This is a genomic window from Spongiactinospora gelatinilytica, from assembly GCF_003236385.1.
Taxonomy (GTDB): Bacteria; Actinomycetota; Actinomycetes; order Streptosporangiales; family Streptosporangiaceae; genus Spongiactinospora; species Spongiactinospora gelatinilytica.
Genome location: NZ_POUA01000184.1, coordinates 1 through 14,433, shown reverse-complemented (window position 1 = coordinate 14,433; position 14,433 = coordinate 1). Strand labels below are relative to the sequence as shown.

The 14,433-nt window shown below is 71.8% G+C and carries 18 protein-coding genes and 1 pseudogene; 9 read left to right on the top strand and 10 right to left on the bottom strand.

Translation table 11 applies throughout. From position 1 onward, the window contains the following. Window positions 1–17 precede the first annotated feature (17 nt). Window positions 18–1,007 carry a BtrH N-terminal domain-containing protein gene (locus C1I98_RS22190; RefSeq protein ID WP_111169357.1) on the bottom strand — a complete coding sequence of 330 codons (990 nt, stop codon included), beginning with the start codon at window positions 1,005–1,007 and terminating at the stop codon, window positions 18–20. 20 nt (window positions 1,008–1,027) lie between these two features. Continuing rightward, window positions 1,028–1,285 (bottom strand): hypothetical protein, encoded by a 258-nt coding sequence (locus C1I98_RS22185; protein ID WP_146607563.1) that lies wholly within the window; start codon window positions 1,283–1,285, stop codon window positions 1,028–1,030. Window positions 1,286–1,744: 459 nt separating this feature from the next. On the opposite strand from C1I98_RS22185, the gene C1I98_RS22180 reads away from it, so the two are divergent. The 3 genes from C1I98_RS22180 to C1I98_RS22170 all read left to right on the top strand — a co-directional run bounded on the left by C1I98_RS22180 (window position 1,745) and on the right by C1I98_RS22170 (window position 4,092). Continuing rightward, a complete protein-coding gene (locus C1I98_RS22180; RefSeq protein ID WP_111169355.1) occupies window positions 1,745–2,596 on the top strand; it encodes a helix-turn-helix domain-containing protein in 852 nt (283 codons plus the stop codon). A 15-nt stretch (window positions 2,597–2,611) separates the two neighbouring features. Further along, window positions 2,612–2,818: a DUF397 domain-containing protein gene (locus tag C1I98_RS22175; protein WP_111169354.1), complete on the top strand. Its 207-nt coding sequence runs from the start codon at window positions 2,612–2,614 to the stop codon at window positions 2,816–2,818. A gap of 290 nt (window positions 2,819–3,108) precedes the next feature. Then, window positions 3,109–4,092 (top strand): class I SAM-dependent methyltransferase, encoded by a 984-nt coding sequence (locus tag C1I98_RS22170; protein WP_111169353.1) that lies wholly within the window; start codon window positions 3,109–3,111, stop codon window positions 4,090–4,092. Here C1I98_RS22170 and C1I98_RS45755 read toward each other — a convergent pair. The 5 genes and pseudogenes from C1I98_RS45755 to C1I98_RS22150 all read right to left on the bottom strand — a co-directional run. Then, window positions 4,049–4,477, bottom strand: a pseudogene (locus tag C1I98_RS45755) (serine hydrolase domain-containing protein); the annotation flags it as partial. The gene C1I98_RS22170 and the pseudogene C1I98_RS45755 sit on opposite strands and share 44 nt — an antisense overlap. Before the next feature lie 184 nt (window positions 4,478–4,661). After that, window positions 4,662–5,273 (bottom strand): class I SAM-dependent methyltransferase, encoded by a 612-nt coding sequence (locus C1I98_RS22160; RefSeq protein ID WP_111169352.1) that lies wholly within the window; start codon window positions 5,271–5,273, stop codon window positions 4,662–4,664. Window positions 5,274–5,277: 4 nt separating this feature from the next. Then, window positions 5,278–5,511 carry a hypothetical protein gene (locus C1I98_RS45750; protein WP_199537122.1) on the bottom strand — a complete coding sequence of 78 codons (234 nt, stop codon included), beginning with the start codon at window positions 5,509–5,511 and terminating at the stop codon, window positions 5,278–5,280. Further along, entirely contained in the window at window positions 5,508–5,993 is a 486-nt protein-coding gene (locus tag C1I98_RS45745) for an LLM class flavin-dependent oxidoreductase (RefSeq protein ID WP_368773537.1), read from the bottom strand. The genes C1I98_RS45750 and C1I98_RS45745 overlap by 4 nt, the downstream gene beginning before the upstream one ends. Window positions 5,994–6,145: 152 nt before the next feature. Continuing rightward, window positions 6,146–6,964 (bottom strand): prolyl oligopeptidase family serine peptidase, encoded by an 819-nt coding sequence (locus C1I98_RS22150; RefSeq protein ID WP_111169351.1) that lies wholly within the window; start codon window positions 6,962–6,964, stop codon window positions 6,146–6,148. Window positions 6,965–7,090: 126 nt separating this feature from the next. Here C1I98_RS22150 and C1I98_RS22145 point away from each other — a divergent pair, with 126 nt between their 5' ends. Both C1I98_RS22145 and C1I98_RS22140 read left to right on the top strand, forming a co-directional pair. Further along, window positions 7,091–7,306 (top strand): type II toxin-antitoxin system VapB family antitoxin, encoded by a 216-nt coding sequence (locus C1I98_RS22145; RefSeq protein WP_111169350.1) that lies wholly within the window; start codon window positions 7,091–7,093, stop codon window positions 7,304–7,306. Further along, entirely contained in the window at window positions 7,303–7,731 is a 429-nt protein-coding gene (locus tag C1I98_RS22140; protein WP_111169349.1) for a PIN domain nuclease, read from the top strand. Before C1I98_RS22145 ends, C1I98_RS22140 begins: the two co-directional genes overlap by 4 nt. Window positions 7,732–7,735: 4 nt before the next feature. On the opposite strand, the gene C1I98_RS22135 is transcribed toward C1I98_RS22140, so the two are convergent. Continuing rightward, entirely contained in the window at window positions 7,736–8,362 is a 627-nt protein-coding gene (locus tag C1I98_RS22135) for a dienelactone hydrolase family protein (RefSeq protein WP_158558140.1), read from the bottom strand. Between the two features lie 98 nt (window positions 8,363–8,460). Between C1I98_RS22135 and C1I98_RS22130 the strand changes: the two genes are divergently transcribed. Both C1I98_RS22130 and C1I98_RS22125 read left to right on the top strand, forming a co-directional pair. Beyond that, window positions 8,461–8,736 carry a DUF1876 domain-containing protein gene (locus tag C1I98_RS22130; RefSeq protein ID WP_111169348.1) on the top strand — a complete coding sequence of 92 codons (276 nt, stop codon included), beginning with the start codon at window positions 8,461–8,463 and terminating at the stop codon, window positions 8,734–8,736. 9 nt (window positions 8,737–8,745) lie between these two features. Beyond that, window positions 8,746–9,594, top strand: coding sequence for a glycosyltransferase family 2 protein (locus tag C1I98_RS22125; RefSeq protein WP_199537119.1), 849 nt, complete (start codon window positions 8,746–8,748; stop codon window positions 9,592–9,594). 5 nt (window positions 9,595–9,599) lie between these two features. Here the strand turns inward: C1I98_RS22125 and C1I98_RS22120 are convergent, their stop codons facing one another. After that, entirely contained in the window at window positions 9,600–10,256 is a 657-nt protein-coding gene (locus C1I98_RS22120) for an ABC transporter permease (RefSeq protein ID WP_111169347.1), read from the bottom strand. 14 nt (window positions 10,257–10,270) lie between these two features. Here C1I98_RS22120 and C1I98_RS22115 point away from each other — a divergent pair, with 14 nt between their 5' ends. Beyond that, window positions 10,271–11,017: a TetR/AcrR family transcriptional regulator gene (locus C1I98_RS22115; RefSeq protein ID WP_111169346.1), complete on the top strand. Its 747-nt coding sequence runs from the start codon at window positions 10,271–10,273 to the stop codon at window positions 11,015–11,017. Between the two features lies 1 nt (window position 11,018). Here the strand turns inward: C1I98_RS22115 and C1I98_RS22110 are convergent, their stop codons facing one another. Continuing rightward, window positions 11,019–11,927, bottom strand: coding sequence for a LysR family transcriptional regulator (locus tag C1I98_RS22110; RefSeq protein WP_158558139.1), 909 nt, complete (start codon window positions 11,925–11,927; stop codon window positions 11,019–11,021). Between the two features lie 82 nt (window positions 11,928–12,009). Here C1I98_RS22110 and metE point away from each other — a divergent pair, with 82 nt between their 5' ends. Next, window positions 12,010–14,433: a 5-methyltetrahydropteroyltriglutamate--homocysteine S-methyltransferase gene (gene metE, locus C1I98_RS22105; protein WP_233508066.1), complete on the top strand. Its 2,424-nt coding sequence runs from the start codon at window positions 12,010–12,012 to the stop codon at window positions 14,431–14,433.

The window sequence follows — 14,433 nt, the reverse complement described above, 5'->3', positions numbered from 1 at the left end:
GGGTCGGGCGCGTCGATTCAGATGCTGCTCAGTGTCAGCATCGCGTCCTTTTCGATGCGGGCGAGGTCGAGCAGGAGGTCGCCGGCCTGGTTCAGGTACGCGTCGTCGCCGGCCTCGCCGGTCTCGCCGGCCTTCGCGATCAGGGCGGCCACGTCGGTCCACAGGGCGGCGGCCTCGCCGTACAGGCGGTGAGCGGTGCGGATTTCGCCGCTTTCCACATGGTCGGCGCATTCGCCGAGGAAATCACGGTAGAGATTGCGGAAAAGCGCGCCGCCGGTGCCGCCCCGCTCCATGAGCAGTGCGACGTGCGGCAGGTGCCGCCGAGGATCGCCGGTGCGCGACATCCATTTCCGTACCTGGCCCGCGGCCTTTTCGATGCCGCGATGTCCCAGGTTGGCGATGGGGGCGGCGAGAAAGGCGGTGGCACAGGAGCGGATCGCGGGCACGATGCCCGCCTGCCAGGAAACGGCGGGCGGGACGGTTATGGTGAACGACCGGTTCTTCGCGGTCATCGGGCCGCGTTCGGATCTGGCCAGGGCGAGACTGTCCAGGGCGGTACGCACCGCGCCGCCCTGCTGCTCGGTGTCCACCAGGTAGGCGTGATCGTCGTCGTAGCCGTACATGGCGACGACGTGGCCGCCGAAATGAACCTTCGTCGTGAAGTAGTCCAGGTGATAACTGTCGAGTTGCAGGCCGACCGGGCGGCCGGAATCGATGGGGGCGGCCACGTTGTGCCATGCCTTACGGGCGGAGGAGGTCTCCGCGACCGAAAGGGCCAGGCCCAGGGTGGTGGACAAATTCTTGGTCAGCTCGAAAGGCTTCACCCGGCCCCCGAGAAGGGGGAGGTCCATGCCCTTGGCGTCCCAGTAGATGAACGAAAGGCCGGAGCCGAGGCCGAAGAGCATCGGCTCGGAAAGGTCGAGCCCGGCGTGTTTCAGCAGCACGCCGAGCGCTGTGGTCTCGCAGTGCCGCATTCCGCGGGCGTCGATGTTCTCAAGAATGGCCATGCGAGCTCTCTTCGCGTATTTCAGGTACGGCGGGCGCGGTGCAGGATGTCGGCCTGCTCGGCGAGTGCGGCCACCAGGTCGTCTCCGGTGAGGCGGGCGAGCTGGTGGTGTACGCCGAGCGCCCGCTCGACCGTGTCCGGCGGACGGTGCCGGGTCGCGAACCACACGCCCTTGAGGACGGTGATCCGCCAGCCGGGATAGGTCTGCCGGATGACCTCCAGCCGCCGATCGTCCGGCATCATGCGGCCGCCCACCAGGCTGTGGGCGTGGCCAGGCATAACGCGGAGAGTACCGGTAGTGCCGGTAGTGCGGCACCGGCCTGCGATGACACCCGCACCGGGCCCGCATCCGGCGGGGAGAACACCGGCCGGAGCATCAGCGGGGACATCGACGGGGACATCGACGGGGACATCGGCTCACCGGGGCGGGAGGCTCGGCCGTACCGGTGCCGCAGTACGCCGGGGGGCCTGTCCTGCGGCAGCGGAGGGGCGTTGCACAGCACTCCGGCAGTGTAGGTCAACCGGCCGACAGTGGACGGCCCGCGGGGTGGACGAGCATGGGCCCGGGTGGTGCGGCGAGTCGATATGTGTCATCAATGCCTTACTCTCCGTAGCTGAAACTGCTAGGGTCATGCTCGTATCCCCAATGCGTTTTTGCAAGACGGAGCCCCACGTAATACCTCAATCGCAAGGCAAGCACATTGCTCCCGCGCTACGACCCCCTCAACAGGAGATCCCGTGCCCTACAGCCCGAGGGTGCGCCGCCGCCGACTGTCTTCGCTGCTGCGCCGGCTCCGCCAGGACGCCGGGCTCCACGCCGACGAGGTGGCCCGGCGGCTCGAATGGACGGCGTCCAAGCTCACCCGGATGGAACGCAACGAGTGGAAACTGCCGAGCGTCCGTGACGTGCGCGATCTCCTCGACGTCTACGGCGTCACCGACCCGTCCCTGCGGGAGTCCGTCATCGCCCTCGCCCGGGAGGCGCGTCAGCGCGGTTGGTGGGAGGAGTACAAGGACGTGTTCCTGGTCGGCGCGCTGCCCGAGTTCGAGACGGAGGCGAGCGAGATCCGCACCTTCCAGGCACTGCTCGTCCCCGGCCTGCTCCAGACGCCCGACTACGCCGCCGCGGTGTTCCGCGGGGGCGGCCGGGTGACCGACGACGCCAAGGTCGCACGGCGGGTGGAGGCCCGCATGGCCCGCCGGCAGATCTTCGACCGGCATGATCCTCCGACGTTCAAAGTGGTGATCGACGAGGCGGCGCTCGCCAAGCACGTAGGCGGAGCCGATGTGATGCGCAGGCAGATTCTGCACATCACCGAAATGGCCGCCCGGCCGCACATCGACGTCCAGGTGGTCTCGAACGGCACAGGCGCACACGCCGCCCTCGACAATCCCTTCACGATCCTGCGATTCGCCACGCCGGAGGACCCGAGCCTGGTCCACGTCGGGACGGTCGCCGGTGACCTGTTTCTGGAGAAGCCGGAAGACGTGCGGAGTTATACGCTGGCGTATGACCATGTGCGCGCGTCGGCATTGAGCCCGGAGGCGTCGCTGACGTATCTGGCCGAGCTGGCGGAACGATTTCGATAGAGGCGAGGGACGGTCATGGCTTTCGTGGAGTGCGGCGCGCTTTCATGGCGCAAGAGCTCATACAGCGGGGCCAACAATTCCGACTGCGTCGAAGTCGCGACCTTGCCTGGCGGGGGGCGAGCGATTCGCGACAGTAAGGACGTGCGGGGGGCGGTTTTGCGGTTCTCCGCCGCGGAATGGGCGTGGTTCGTCGGCAATATCAAGACCGGCGAGTTCGACTGACCACTTGAAGTACGACAAGTCCCGCCAAGCCGCGACAACGGTGGCCGTCGGAGCTGCCGCCCGCCCCTGGAAGGCGGGCGGACGCGGCGCCCGTTCCGGGTCATCGAGGGTGGCGTGCGTGGCGGCGCGTTCGGCCTCGGAGTTGACCGATCCCACAGAACCGGGCTTGTTGGCCGGGGCCGGAACGGCGGGCGGCGAGAGTGGGCATGCCGTACCGGACCCCCACCGGCGGATCGCGGGGGCCCGACGGCAGGCCCTGGCCGTTGGACCTGGTTGGGTAGTTTTTCGACGTGAGAAATGCGAGCGACGCGACGATCGTCAATCAGAAGCGATGGGATGCGCTGGCCGAGCGGCATGGGCGTGGGGATGATGAGTACTACGACGTGGCCGGGTTCTTGGCCGGCGGGTCGTCGCTGACCGACCGGGAGCGGGCGAAGGTGAACGCCGCCGTCGGGGATGTCGCCGGGCTGGAGCTGCTGCACCTGCAGTGTCACTTCGGGCTGGACACGTTGTCGTGGGCGCGGGCCGGGGCCAACGTCACGGGGGTGGACTTCTCGGCGGTCGCGGTGGAGCGGGCGCGGCGGCTCGCGGCGGAGGCCGGGCTGGCGACGGGGGTCCGGCCGGCCACACTGCCGCAGACGAACGCACAAGCTGAACCAGACGCGCAAGCCGGGCTGGCGGAAGAGGCTCAACCGGCCGCCCAGGTCCGACCGGGGGCACAGGCCCGGCCGACCGTGGGGTTCGTGCAGGCCGATGTGCTGGCGCTGCCGTCCGAGCTGGCCGGGCGGTTTGATGTGGTGTTCGCCTCCTATGGGGTGCTGTGCTGGATTCGTTCGGCCGCCGAGTGGATGGCGTCGGCGGCGGCGTGCCTGCGGCCCGGCGGGGCGTTGGTGCTGATCGACATGCACCCGCTGGTGAACATGATCGAGTCGGCGGATCCCCTGGTCGTGGACTTCCCGTACGCCGGGGAGGAACCCGTCCGCTTCGACAGCGGTACTTCCTACGCCGTGGCCGGGCTGGACGCCGAGGCGAGCGAGACCGTTCAGTACGCCCACGGCCTGGGTGAGATCGTGAGCGCGGCGGCCGGGGCCGGGCTGCGGGTGGAGTCGCTGACCGAGTGGTTCGATGAGGAGATCGACCCCAAGCTGGCCCGGAGCCCGGACGGGCGCAGGTGTAGTTGGTGTTGGAGTAGGCGAACTTTTCGCCCGGTTCACCGGTGCGGGGCTGGCCACGGGAGATCCGTACCAGGTCCGCCGGTCGGTAGTAGGTGGTGAAATCGAACAGATCGACCGACGAGTTCCCCTCGCCGCCCGCCGGGTCGTTGCCGAACCAGTCGGGGACGCCCGAGGTGTGCTGGAGCGGTTGCCGCACGGTGATCTCACCGGCCCGTTCCACCAGGTCGTGCCTGACCACTTCGGGCAGCAGATCGCCCAGTTCGTCGGACAGGCCGATGCGGCCTTCGTCCACCAGTTGCAGCAGTACCGTGCCCACCATCGTCTTGGTCTGTGAGCCGATGCGGTACCGGGAGCCGGGCGGGATCGCGCCACCCTTGCCGCCGAGCAGGCGGGAGCCGGCGGAACCCTGGACGGCGCGCCTGCCGTCCACGTAATGTCCGGCGATCGCGCCGACCACGCCGGGGGTCCGGGCCAGTTCGTCCATGGCCCGCCGTACGTCGCCCGCCGGGCGTCCGTCGTGAGCGGCGGCGGGCGTGCCGCCGAGGAGGGTGAGCATCGCGCAGGCCAGCCCGGCGGCTCCAGCCCCTTTCCGCAACTTCATCCGCATGGTCCTCTCATCGCGGTCATGGTTCGAGGACCTTTGTAGGAGTATTGCCCTTTTCTCCGTGTTACCGGCCCGGTTTGTCCCATACCAGCAGGTAGCGGCGTAGCAGCAGGCGGCGCCAGTGGCAGCCGGGCAGGGTGACGCGGGCCGCTCTGCCCACGTCGCCCCAGCTCATGGCGGGGTCCATGGCGGGCATGCCCGCTCCGCTCTTGGGGCCGTGCCGCAACTGGTGCAGGCGGGTGACGACCTGGGCGGTGCCGCTGATGATCCAGTCGAGCGGGGAGCGGTTCTGGGCGAGGCCGATCACCACGAGCCGCCCGCCCGGGGCGAGCAGGCGGGTCAGGGCGGTCGTGGCCTGGCCGAAGTCGGCGTGGTGGACGACGGCGACCGCGCTGATGAAATCGAACTTGCCCTCCGGCAACGACCCCGCCGGGTCGTCGAGGTAGTCGGCCTGGACGAAGGACAGGCCGGGCACGTCGCCGTGTTGGGCGCGGGCGGTCTCGATGGCCCCGAGATGCCGGTCCGCCCCGGTGACCGAGCCCGCCCTGGCGCTCAGCTTGCGGGCCAGCAGTCCGTCACCACAGCCGATGTCCAGGGCGTGCGCACAGCCTTCCGGCACGAGCTTCAGCACGAGTCGCTGGTAGTGAACGTTGTGATTCCAGTACGGATCGGCCATCCGATCACAATAGGGGCGGCCCGTGGCCGATGTGGCGGAGTACGACGTCGGCCTGCTCGGGCTCCTCCCCCGACAGGCGCTCATCCCGCCAGGTGATGCCCGCGTCGGCGAGCGGCCCGACGATGTCGCGCCCGGCCGGGCCGGACGGGCTGCTGCCGCCGGTCACGACGTCGAACGGCCGGTCGGCCAGGCCGTATTCAGCGCGGCATGCGCGCGGGAAGGTGACCAGCTCCCTCACCTCGGTGAGGGTCGGGGTGCGGGCCACGTCGGCCCCCGCCATGGTGGGCATCGCGCCGTCCCAGCGGGCCGCGCGGCGCATCGGGGCCTTGTTGGGCCAGAAGCCGCCGACCCAGATCGGGACCCTGGGGCGCTGCACCGGGGTCGGCAGGAAGGTGACGTCGTCGATGGTGATCTGGTTGCCGTGGTAGCTGACCGCTCGCCGGACCACAGGAGGTCGAGCGCGTGCAGGCCCTCGTCCAGGCGTTCGGCCAGCACCTTGGCGTCGGTCGTGTCACCGAAGGAGCCGTACTCGTCGTCGAGCGGCGCGCCCAGCCCCACCCCCAGGGTCACCCGGCCGTCGGTGAGCCGGTCGAGCGTGGTGACCTCCCTGGCCAGCTTGGACGGCCTACGCCGGGCCACCGGCGTGATCGAGGTGCCCAGCCGGATGCGCGAGGTGGCCAGGGCGGCGGCGGTGAGCAGGATCCACGGGTCGGCGATCACGCGGTGCAGCGCCTTGGTCTCCACCACGTGGTCTCAGACGAAGAGCGCGTCCCAGCCGGCCTGCTCCGCCCGGCGCGCGAGGTCGGCGAAGACCCGCGGCGATGCGAAATCTCCGAAGTTGGGGACGTTGAACGAGTAACGCATGGCCCGCACTATGCCCTTTCCGACGACCCTAGGTGCCTGCGGAACCACTCGGTGGCCAGCGCGTCCACCTCCTTGGCGTGCGCGGTCTGTGGCGCGGGCTCGATGCCGGGCTCGTCGGCGAGCGCGTGGCCCATGCCCGGGATGGTCGCCACCTCGGCGCTCTCGCCCCGTGCGGCACGCAGCTCCGCCGCCGGGCCCTGGAACGCCTCCTGGTCGTCGAGCTCACCGACGACGGCGAGGATCGGCGTGTCGCCGAACTCGCCCGCGCGCGCCACGAAGTCGAGCCGCCGCGCGACCTCGTCGGACTCGGGCGACCATTCGTAAGTCATGCCGTACTGCCGGGCCAGGCCGGTGACGGTGACCCGCAGCCGGATGACCGGGCTGATCAGCACGGCCGCGCCGACCTCCAGCCCGAGCGCCGGCGCGCTTTCCAGCGCGGCGAGCTGGGCCGCCGCCGCGCCCGCCGACCCGCCCATGACGCCGATCCGCGTGGCGGTGAAACCGAGCCGGCCGCGCAGCTCCGGCCAGGCCGCGCGGAACTCCTCGGCCGCGCCGTACGCGACCGGGCGATGGACGTTGAGCACGGCGTCTTCGGCCGCCAGCCGGCCCAGCTCCTCGAACCCGCCCTCCGGCAGCCGTGATCCGCTGAGCGGCAGCCCGAGGTAGATCCGCCACGCGTCGAGCCCGTCAAGCGGCACGGCGGCGGCGAAGGCGGCCTCGGTGCGGGGCGAGTCGAGCAGGTGCCAGCCCACCACCACGGGAGCGCCGGGCGTCGAGGCGGGCAGCGCGAGGTAGGGCACGCCGGCCGCGATGCCGGTGATGGCCATTGCGGATCTCCTTTGTCGCTGGACAATGTTCAAAAGCCATTGAACACTGCCCCACCGACAGAAGCGCTGGTCACGCGCCAGCCACGGCGATATACTCGGATGTGCCTTTGATATCAGGGAGGATGCATGAGTCGCACGGTGATCGACCTGGACGATCAGTTGCTGACCGATGTCGCCAAGGCTTTGGGCACGACCACCAAGAAGGAGACCGTCAACAGCGCCCTCCGCGAAGTGCTGGAGAACCGGCGTCGTGCGCTGGCGCTGATCCGGCTGCGCGAGGCCGCCGCCGAGGGCGCGTTCGACCTCGGGTTGCTTGAGGACAAGCGAAACTACCGCCGTTGAACGCGGCCGAGTTCCTGATCGACACGAGCGCGCTGGCCAGGCTGTTGCGCGACGACACCGATCGGTTCGGCTGGAACCGTGCGGCGGCGGCCGGGCTGATTGCGGTGTGTCCCATCACTGAGCTTGAGTTCTTCTACAGCGCACGCTCGTACTCCGACCGCGGGCGCGGCATCGACCGGCTACGGGAACTGTTCGGCCGGGTGCCGGTGGACGATCGCGCGTACGCGCGTGCCTGGGAGGTCCAGGACGCGCTCACCCGGCGTGGCCGGCACCGCAGTGCGGGGCCCGTCGATCTGGTCATCGCCGCGACCGCCGAGCTTCAAGGGCTGACCCTCCTGCACCGCGACCACGACTTCGGGTGCGTCGCGGAGGTCACCGGGCAGGCCGTCCAGTGGTACGGCCCGCCGCCCGGCAGAACGGCCTGAAGGGTCAATGGGTGGTGAACCAGGCGCGGGCGAGGGCGGCCACGGATTCCAGGGCGCCGGGCTCCTCGAAGAGGTGGGTGGCACCGGGGACGATCTCCAGGTGGGCTTCGGCGTTTTCCAGGCGGCGCAGCGCGGCGCCGTTCAGTTCGACGACCTCGGGGTCGTCGCCGCCGACGATGAGCAAGGTCGGGGCACGCACCCGGCCGAGCCATTCGGCGGCGAGGTCGGGCCGTCCGCCCCGGGAGACGACGGTGGCGATGTCGGTGTGGCGCTCACCGGCGGCCTGGAGCGCGGCGGCGGCCCCCGTACTCGCGCCGAAGTAGCCGACCCGCAGGTCGGGGGCCTGTTCGCGGAGCCAGTCGGTGACCAGGTCGAGCCGGTAGGCCAGGAGTTGGATGTTGAAGACGTTCAGCCGGTCGGCGCTCTCCTCCGTGGTGAGCAGGTCGAACAGCAGGGTGCCGAGGCCGGCTTCGTTCAGCGCCTCGGCGACGTACTGGTTGCGCGGGCTGTTCCGGCCGCTGCCGCTGCCGTGCGCGAAGGCGACGACCATGTCGGAGTCCGGTGGCAGCGCGAGCTGCCCGGGGAGCCGGAGCCGCATCCCGGGCAGCGCGATCTGGACATTGTCCTCCACGGGCCTCCCCTTCCCCACATATGGGAGGTGACACGGCGTTTGCCGAGGTAGTACGGGGCAGAAGGGACGTACCTAGCCGAGAAGGGGGGTGCCAGGTCATGACCGAGAAGCACTGGAACATCGAGGTCAACGTGGTCGAGGACGAGGTCAACACGACCGCGCAGGCCATCTTGACCATGCCGACCGGCGAGGAGCACATCGGCATCGGCAACGCCCGCCGCAACCCGTCCGACCGGCCGGTCGCCGTGATCGGCGACGAGCTGGCCGTCGGGCGTGCGCTCGCGGACCTGTCCGGCCGGCTGCTCGGGCAGGGCGCGCGCGACGTGGCGCGGGTGTCCGGGCACGGCTCAGGGACCACCGACCGGGGCTGGTGAGCAGCCCGGATGGCGGCCGCGCGGGTGACGGTGGTGGTGGTGAGCCGGGATCGGCGAGCGGATCTCGCGCGGTCGCTGGCCTGCCACGAAGGGCCGGTGATCTTGGTGGACAACGGCTCGTCGGACGGCACGCCGGGCTTCGTGCGGGAGCGGTTCCCGCACGTCACGGTGATCGAGGCGGGCCGCAACCTGGGCGCGCCCGCGCGCAACCTGGGCGTACGGCTGGCCACCACGCCGTACGTGGCCTTCGCCGACGACGACTCCTGGTGGGCCCCCGGGGCGCTGGAACGCGCCGCGGACCTGCTCGACGCCCATCCCCGCCTGGCGCTGCTCGCCGGGCGGCTGCTCGTCGGGCCCGCCGAACGGGTGGACCCGATCTGCGCCGAGATGGCCCGTGCGCCCATCGGCCGCGAGCCCGACCTGCCCGGACCGAACGTGCTCGGCTTTCTGGCCTGCGGCGCGGTGGTGCGCCGCGCGCCGTTCCTGACGGTGGGCGGGTTCGACGACGTGGTGTTCTTCTTCGGTGAGGAGGAACGCCTGGCGCTGGACCTGGCGGCGGCCGGCTGGGGCCTGGCCTACGTCCCCGGCGTGGTGGCCCATCACCATCCGTCGCCCTCCCGCGATCCGGCCGGACGACGGGCGCTCGCCGCCCGCAACGCGGTGCTGACCGCCGTGCTGCGGCGTCCGTGGGGAGTGGTCGCCCAGGTGACCGCCACGACGGCGCTGCACGGCGGCCGGGCCGGTCGGCGCGGGCTGTGGGACGCGGTGGCCCGGCTGCCCCGGGCCCTGGCCGCGCGGCGGCGGCTGCCGCCGGCGGTGGAGGCCGCCCGCCGTACGCTCGACCCGCGCTTCACCTGAAAGACTCAGCGGGCCGTACGACGGGCGAACAACACACCCGACAAGACCACCGACACCACCAGAATCCCGGCACACCACGCGAGCGCCACCATGGGCCGCGTACCGACCGCCTCGCCCAGCATCAGCCCGCGCACACTGTCGATGATCGGCGTCACCGGCTGGTGCGTGGCGAACCCGTGAATCGCCTGCGGCATCGTCTCGATGGGCACGAACCCGCTGCTCATGTACGGCAGGAACAGCATCACGAACCCGAACCCGCCCGCCGCCTCCGGCGTCCTGGCCAGTAGCCCGATCGCCGCCGACAGCCACGACATGGCCAGCACGAACGCCAGCAGCAGCCCCACCGCCACCAGCCACCCCATCAGGTCGGCCCGGGGCCGGAACCCGATCGCGAACGCCGCCCCGAACACCAGCACCAGCGACATCGCGTTACGCGCGGTGCCCGCCAGCACATGGCCGGCCATGATGGCCGGGCCGCCGACGTCCATGGACCTGAACCGGTCGATGATCCCGTCCTTGATGTCCTGGCTCAGCCCGACCGCGGTCAGCGACGCGCCATATCCGGCACACAGGACGAGTACGGCGGGCAGCACATAGGTCACATATTCCGTGCCGGTCTCGATCGCCCCGCCGAACAGGAACACGAAGACCAGCATCAGCATGGTCAAGGAGAGCAATGGTCGACGAGAACGGCGGCACCGGGCTCCCGGCGAGCATCGAGGCGGCCTGGGGCATCCGCAGACGTCCCGGCAAAGGCCCCCGGCCAGGTCTCACGCTGCCCCGGATCGTCCAGGCCGCGATGGACGTGGCCGAGGCCGAAGGGCTGCCCGCCGTCTCGATGAGCAGGATCGCCGCCGAGCTGGGCGTCTCCACCATGTCGCTCTACCGCTACGTCGCCGCCAAGGACGAACTGCTCATGCTCATGCTGGACGCGGCCGCGGGCCCCCCGCCGGAGCCGCCGCCGGGGCTGGACTGGCGGGGCGGCCTGACCTGGTGGAGCCGGCAGATGATGGCCGCCCACCGGCGCAGTCCGTGGACGGTCCAGATCCCGGTGTTCGGGCCGCCCACCACGCCCAACCAGTTGCGCTGGATGGAGCAGGGGCTGCGCGCGCTGGCCGGCACCCCGCTGCGCGAGGACGAGAAGCTGGGCGTGATGCTGATGCTCTCGATCTTCCTGCGCAGCCAGGCGGCACTGCTCATCGAGCTGGAGACGGCCTTCCACGGCAAACAGGACGACACCGAGGTCGGCGCGCCGGCCGGCTACAGCGCGCTGCTGCGCAGGCTCCTCGACCCGCGCGACTTCCCCGCGATGCACGCCGTGATCGACGCCGGGATCTTCGACTCCGGCGAGTCGGACGAGGAGGACTTCCGCTGGGCGCTGGACCGCATCCTGGACGGCGTGGCGCGGCTCTTCAACGAGTGAGTCACCGCGTCCACAGGGCCTCCTGCACCGCCCCGACCAGCGCCATCAGCTCGGGTGACACGCGCTCGGGGGACCAGGCCACACCGTAGGACAAACGCAGCCCGCCCGCCTCGAACGGGACGAACACCACATCGGCCCGGCGTACCGACCGCACCAGCAGGTGCGGCGTGGGCAGCAGCCCGGCCCCCGCCGCGACCAGGTCGAGCAGCGCGGCGAAGTCGTCGATGTCGTCGGCCACCACGCGGTACTGGTGCGGCCCGCGCAGCCGTACGGCCAGCCGCGCCCACATGCCGCCGGGCGGCCGGTCGCCGGGCATCAGGATCTTGTGCCGGCCCAGCCGGTCCGGGCGCAACTCGGACGAACCGGCCAGCGGGTCACCGGCCGGGACGGCGATGTGATCGACCGGCACATGGAAGCGCGCCGCAGTGGTGAACTCCCGGGGAAAGGGCGCGCCGACGATCGCCACGGACGCCTCGCCCGCCGCCAGCGCCGCCGTGGCCGCCGCCCAGCCGGAGGGCCGCAACTCGACCTCGATCGGCGGAGTGCGGCGGGCGAGCCGCCGGGCGACCTGAGCGGCCAGCTCGCCGAGCAACGATGGATAAGCAAACCGAATGACCGGGCCGGCCTGCGCGGCCAGCCGCAGGGCCTCGGCGGTGAACGCGGTGGCCCCGTCGAGCAACGCCTCGGCGTACGGAAGCAGCGCCGCGCCCGCCGCGGTCAGCCGCACCTCACGGCTGGTGCGCTCGAAAAGCCGCAGGCCAAGGGCGCGCTCCAGGCGGCCGACCGCCTGGCTCGCGGCGGGCTGGGAGATGCCCAGCTCGGCCGCCGCGCGGGAGAAGCCGAGGTGCCTGGCGACCGCGGCGAAGCAGCCGACCTCCCGCAACGGCGGCGCGGGATCGATTCGGGACACCAATAGATGCTACGTGAGCCCGCCGACTCTCGGCAGGATGCGCTGGACTTGCAGATACGGCCGGAAGTGGAAGGAACACATCGTGACCGCAGTGTCGTTTCCCGGCACCTCGACCGTGCTCGGATACCCGCGGATCGGCCCGCGCCGCGAGCTGAAGCGGGCGCTGGAGTCCTACTGGGAGGGCGCGGCGAGCGCCGCCGACCTGCGCGCCGCCGGAGCCGGGCTGCGCGAGCAGACCTGGCGGCGGCTCGCCGGGCTCGGCCTGGCCGCGCTGCCGTCCAACACGTTCTCCTACTACGACCAGATGCTGGACACCGCGGTCGCGCTCGGCGCGGTCCCCGAGCGGTACCGCAGCGACACCCCGGAACAGACCTACTTCGCGATGGCCCGCGGCACCGCCGGACTCGCGCCGCTGCGGATGACGAAGTGGTTCGACACGAACTACCACTACATCGTCCCGGAGATCGGCCCGGGCACCGCGTTCGGCCCGGCCGACCCGGGCAAGCCGCTGGCGGAGGTGCGCGAGGCCCGCGCGCTCGGGTACGAGACCCGGCCGGTCCTGGTCGGCCCGATCACGTTCCTGCTGCTGTCACAGGGCACGGCCCCGCTGGACCGGCTGGACGACGTACTGACCGGCTATGCCGCGCTGCTGGCGGCGCTGGCCGACGAGGGCGTCGCGTGGGTGCAGCTCGACGAGCCCGCCCTGGTCGCCGACCGCACCCCCGCCGAGCCGGCCGCCGTCCGCGCCGCCTACGACCGGCTGGGCGCGCTGACCCGGCGGCCCGCGCTGCTGGTCGCCGCCTACTTCGGCGACCTCGGCGAGGCGCTGCCCGCGCTCGCCGAGTCCCCGGTCGAGGGGATCGCGGTGGACCTGGTGCGCGGCGGGGTGCCCCGGCATCCGGCGCTGGCCGGGAAGGTCGTCGTGGCCGGGGTGGTGTCCGGGCGCGAGGTGTGGCGGACCGACCGGGACCGGGCGCTCGCGCCGCTGCACGCCGTCCAGGCCGGGCAGGTCGTGGTGGGCACGGCGGGCTCGCTGCTGCACGTACCGTACGACGTGGACGCCGAGACCGGCCTGGACCCCGCGCTGCGCGACCGGCTGGCCTTCGCCGAGCAGAAGGTGTCCGAGGTGGTCGAGCTGGCCGCCCTGTTCGGGTCGGGGGCACGCCCGCAGCGCGCCGCCGTACCGTCGCGCCCCCGCGAGAGCGCGCCGGCGGCCGAGCCGGAGGGCCGCAGCCCCTACCCGGTGCGCGCCGCCGCCCAGGCCGGACGCCTGTCGCTGCCCGTCCTGCCGGTCACCACGATCGGCTCGTTCCCGCAGACCGGCGAGCTGCGCGCGGCCCGCGCCCAGGTCGCGGCGGGCACGCTGGCCGAGGCCGACTACGAGGCGCTGGTCCGCGCCGAGATCGAGCACGCCATCGGCGTGCAGGAACGGCTGGGCCTGGACGTCCTGGTACACGGCGAGCCCGAGCGCAACGACATGGTCCAGTACTTCGCCGAGCACCTGGACGGCTTCGCGGTCACCCGGCACGGCTGGGTCCAGTCCTACGGCTCGCGCTGCACGCGCCCGCCGATCCTGCACGGCGACGTGAGCCGCCCCGAGCCCATCACCGTCCGCTGGGCGACCTACGCGCAGTCGCTCACCGCCAAGCCGGTCAAGGGCATGCTGACCGGCCCGGTGACGATCACCGCGTGGTCGTTCCGCCGCGACGACCTGCCGCTGCGTGAGGTGATGTACCAGGTCGCCGACGCGATCCGGGCCGAGGTGGCCGACCTGGAGGCGGCCGGGATCGGCATCGTCCAGGTGGACGAGCCCGCGCTGCGCGAACTGCTGCCGCTGCGCCGCGCCGAACAGTTCGGTCGCGGTACGCGGGAAGGCCACCGGCCGCACCCCCACCCGGTCGTCGGCGGGCAGCTCGGCGGCGGCCTGCACGCGGTCCTCCTCGCTGGCGAACACGGCCACCCCCACGGTGATGGCGAACGTGGACGTCTGGTCCACGTATGTTGCCCGCAGCAGCGTGCGGCAATCGTGCTCACCGACGACCTGGCCGACCGAGGCGTCCAGGCCCGCCGCGCACGGCGACTCCGGCGCGATGCCGACCCGTCTGGCGTACTGCTGGGTGCGCTCCAGGCCCAGGTATTCGAGTTCGTCGGGGAAGACGACGTCGGCGGGCCAGGCGTGCCAGCGCCGGGCGATGTCGGCGCGTACGTAGTCGGCCCGCTCGGCCACGGTGAGCGGGCGGGAGCGGGTCTCGCGGAGGAGTCCGATCGTACCGAGCAGCACGGTGACCGCCGCGACCATCAAGATGGTGCCCACCAGGACGAGGAACATCGAACGGTAACGGACCCCGCGGTCCAGCGCGGCCCGCTCGGCGGCTGCTTCGGCCGCGGCCGTCTCGGCCCGCCGCCCCGCCGCGGACCACGCCCGCACCCTCGGCCGCCGCACACCACCGCCCTCGGCGGCCTCGGCGGCGTCCGGCCGGGACGTACGTGGCGGACGCGGCAGTGA

Excerpts from the sequence above, each read along its gene's own strand:
- C1I98_RS22190 (WP_111169357.1), bottom strand. The coding sequence starts at position 1,007 with ATGGCCATTCTTGAGAACATCGACGCCCGCGGAATGCGGCACTGCGAG.
- C1I98_RS22185 (WP_146607563.1), bottom strand. The coding sequence starts at position 1,285 with ATGCCTGGCCACGCCCACAGCCTGGTGGGCGGCCGCATGATGCCGGAC.
- C1I98_RS22175 (WP_111169354.1), top strand. The coding sequence starts at position 2,612 with ATGGCTTTCGTGGAGTGCGGCGCGCTTTCATGGCGCAAGAGCTCATAC.
- C1I98_RS22160 (WP_111169352.1), bottom strand. The coding sequence starts at position 5,273 with ATGGCCGATCCGTACTGGAATCACAACGTTCACTACCAGCGACTCGTG.
- C1I98_RS22150 (WP_111169351.1), bottom strand. The coding sequence starts at position 6,964 with ATGGCCATCACCGGCATCGCGGCCGGCGTGCCCTACCTCGCGCTGCCC.
- C1I98_RS22145 (WP_111169350.1), top strand. The coding sequence starts at position 7,091 with ATGAGTCGCACGGTGATCGACCTGGACGATCAGTTGCTGACCGATGTC.
- C1I98_RS22130 (WP_111169348.1), top strand. The coding sequence starts at position 8,461 with ATGACCGAGAAGCACTGGAACATCGAGGTCAACGTGGTCGAGGACGAG.
- C1I98_RS22125 (WP_199537119.1), top strand. The coding sequence starts at position 8,746 with ATGGCGGCCGCGCGGGTGACGGTGGTGGTGGTGAGCCGGGATCGGCGA.
- C1I98_RS22120 (WP_111169347.1), bottom strand. The coding sequence starts at position 10,256 with ATGCTGATGCTGGTCTTCGTGTTCCTGTTCGGCGGGGCGATCGAGACC.
- C1I98_RS22115 (WP_111169346.1), top strand. The coding sequence starts at position 10,271 with ATGGTCGACGAGAACGGCGGCACCGGGCTCCCGGCGAGCATCGAGGCG.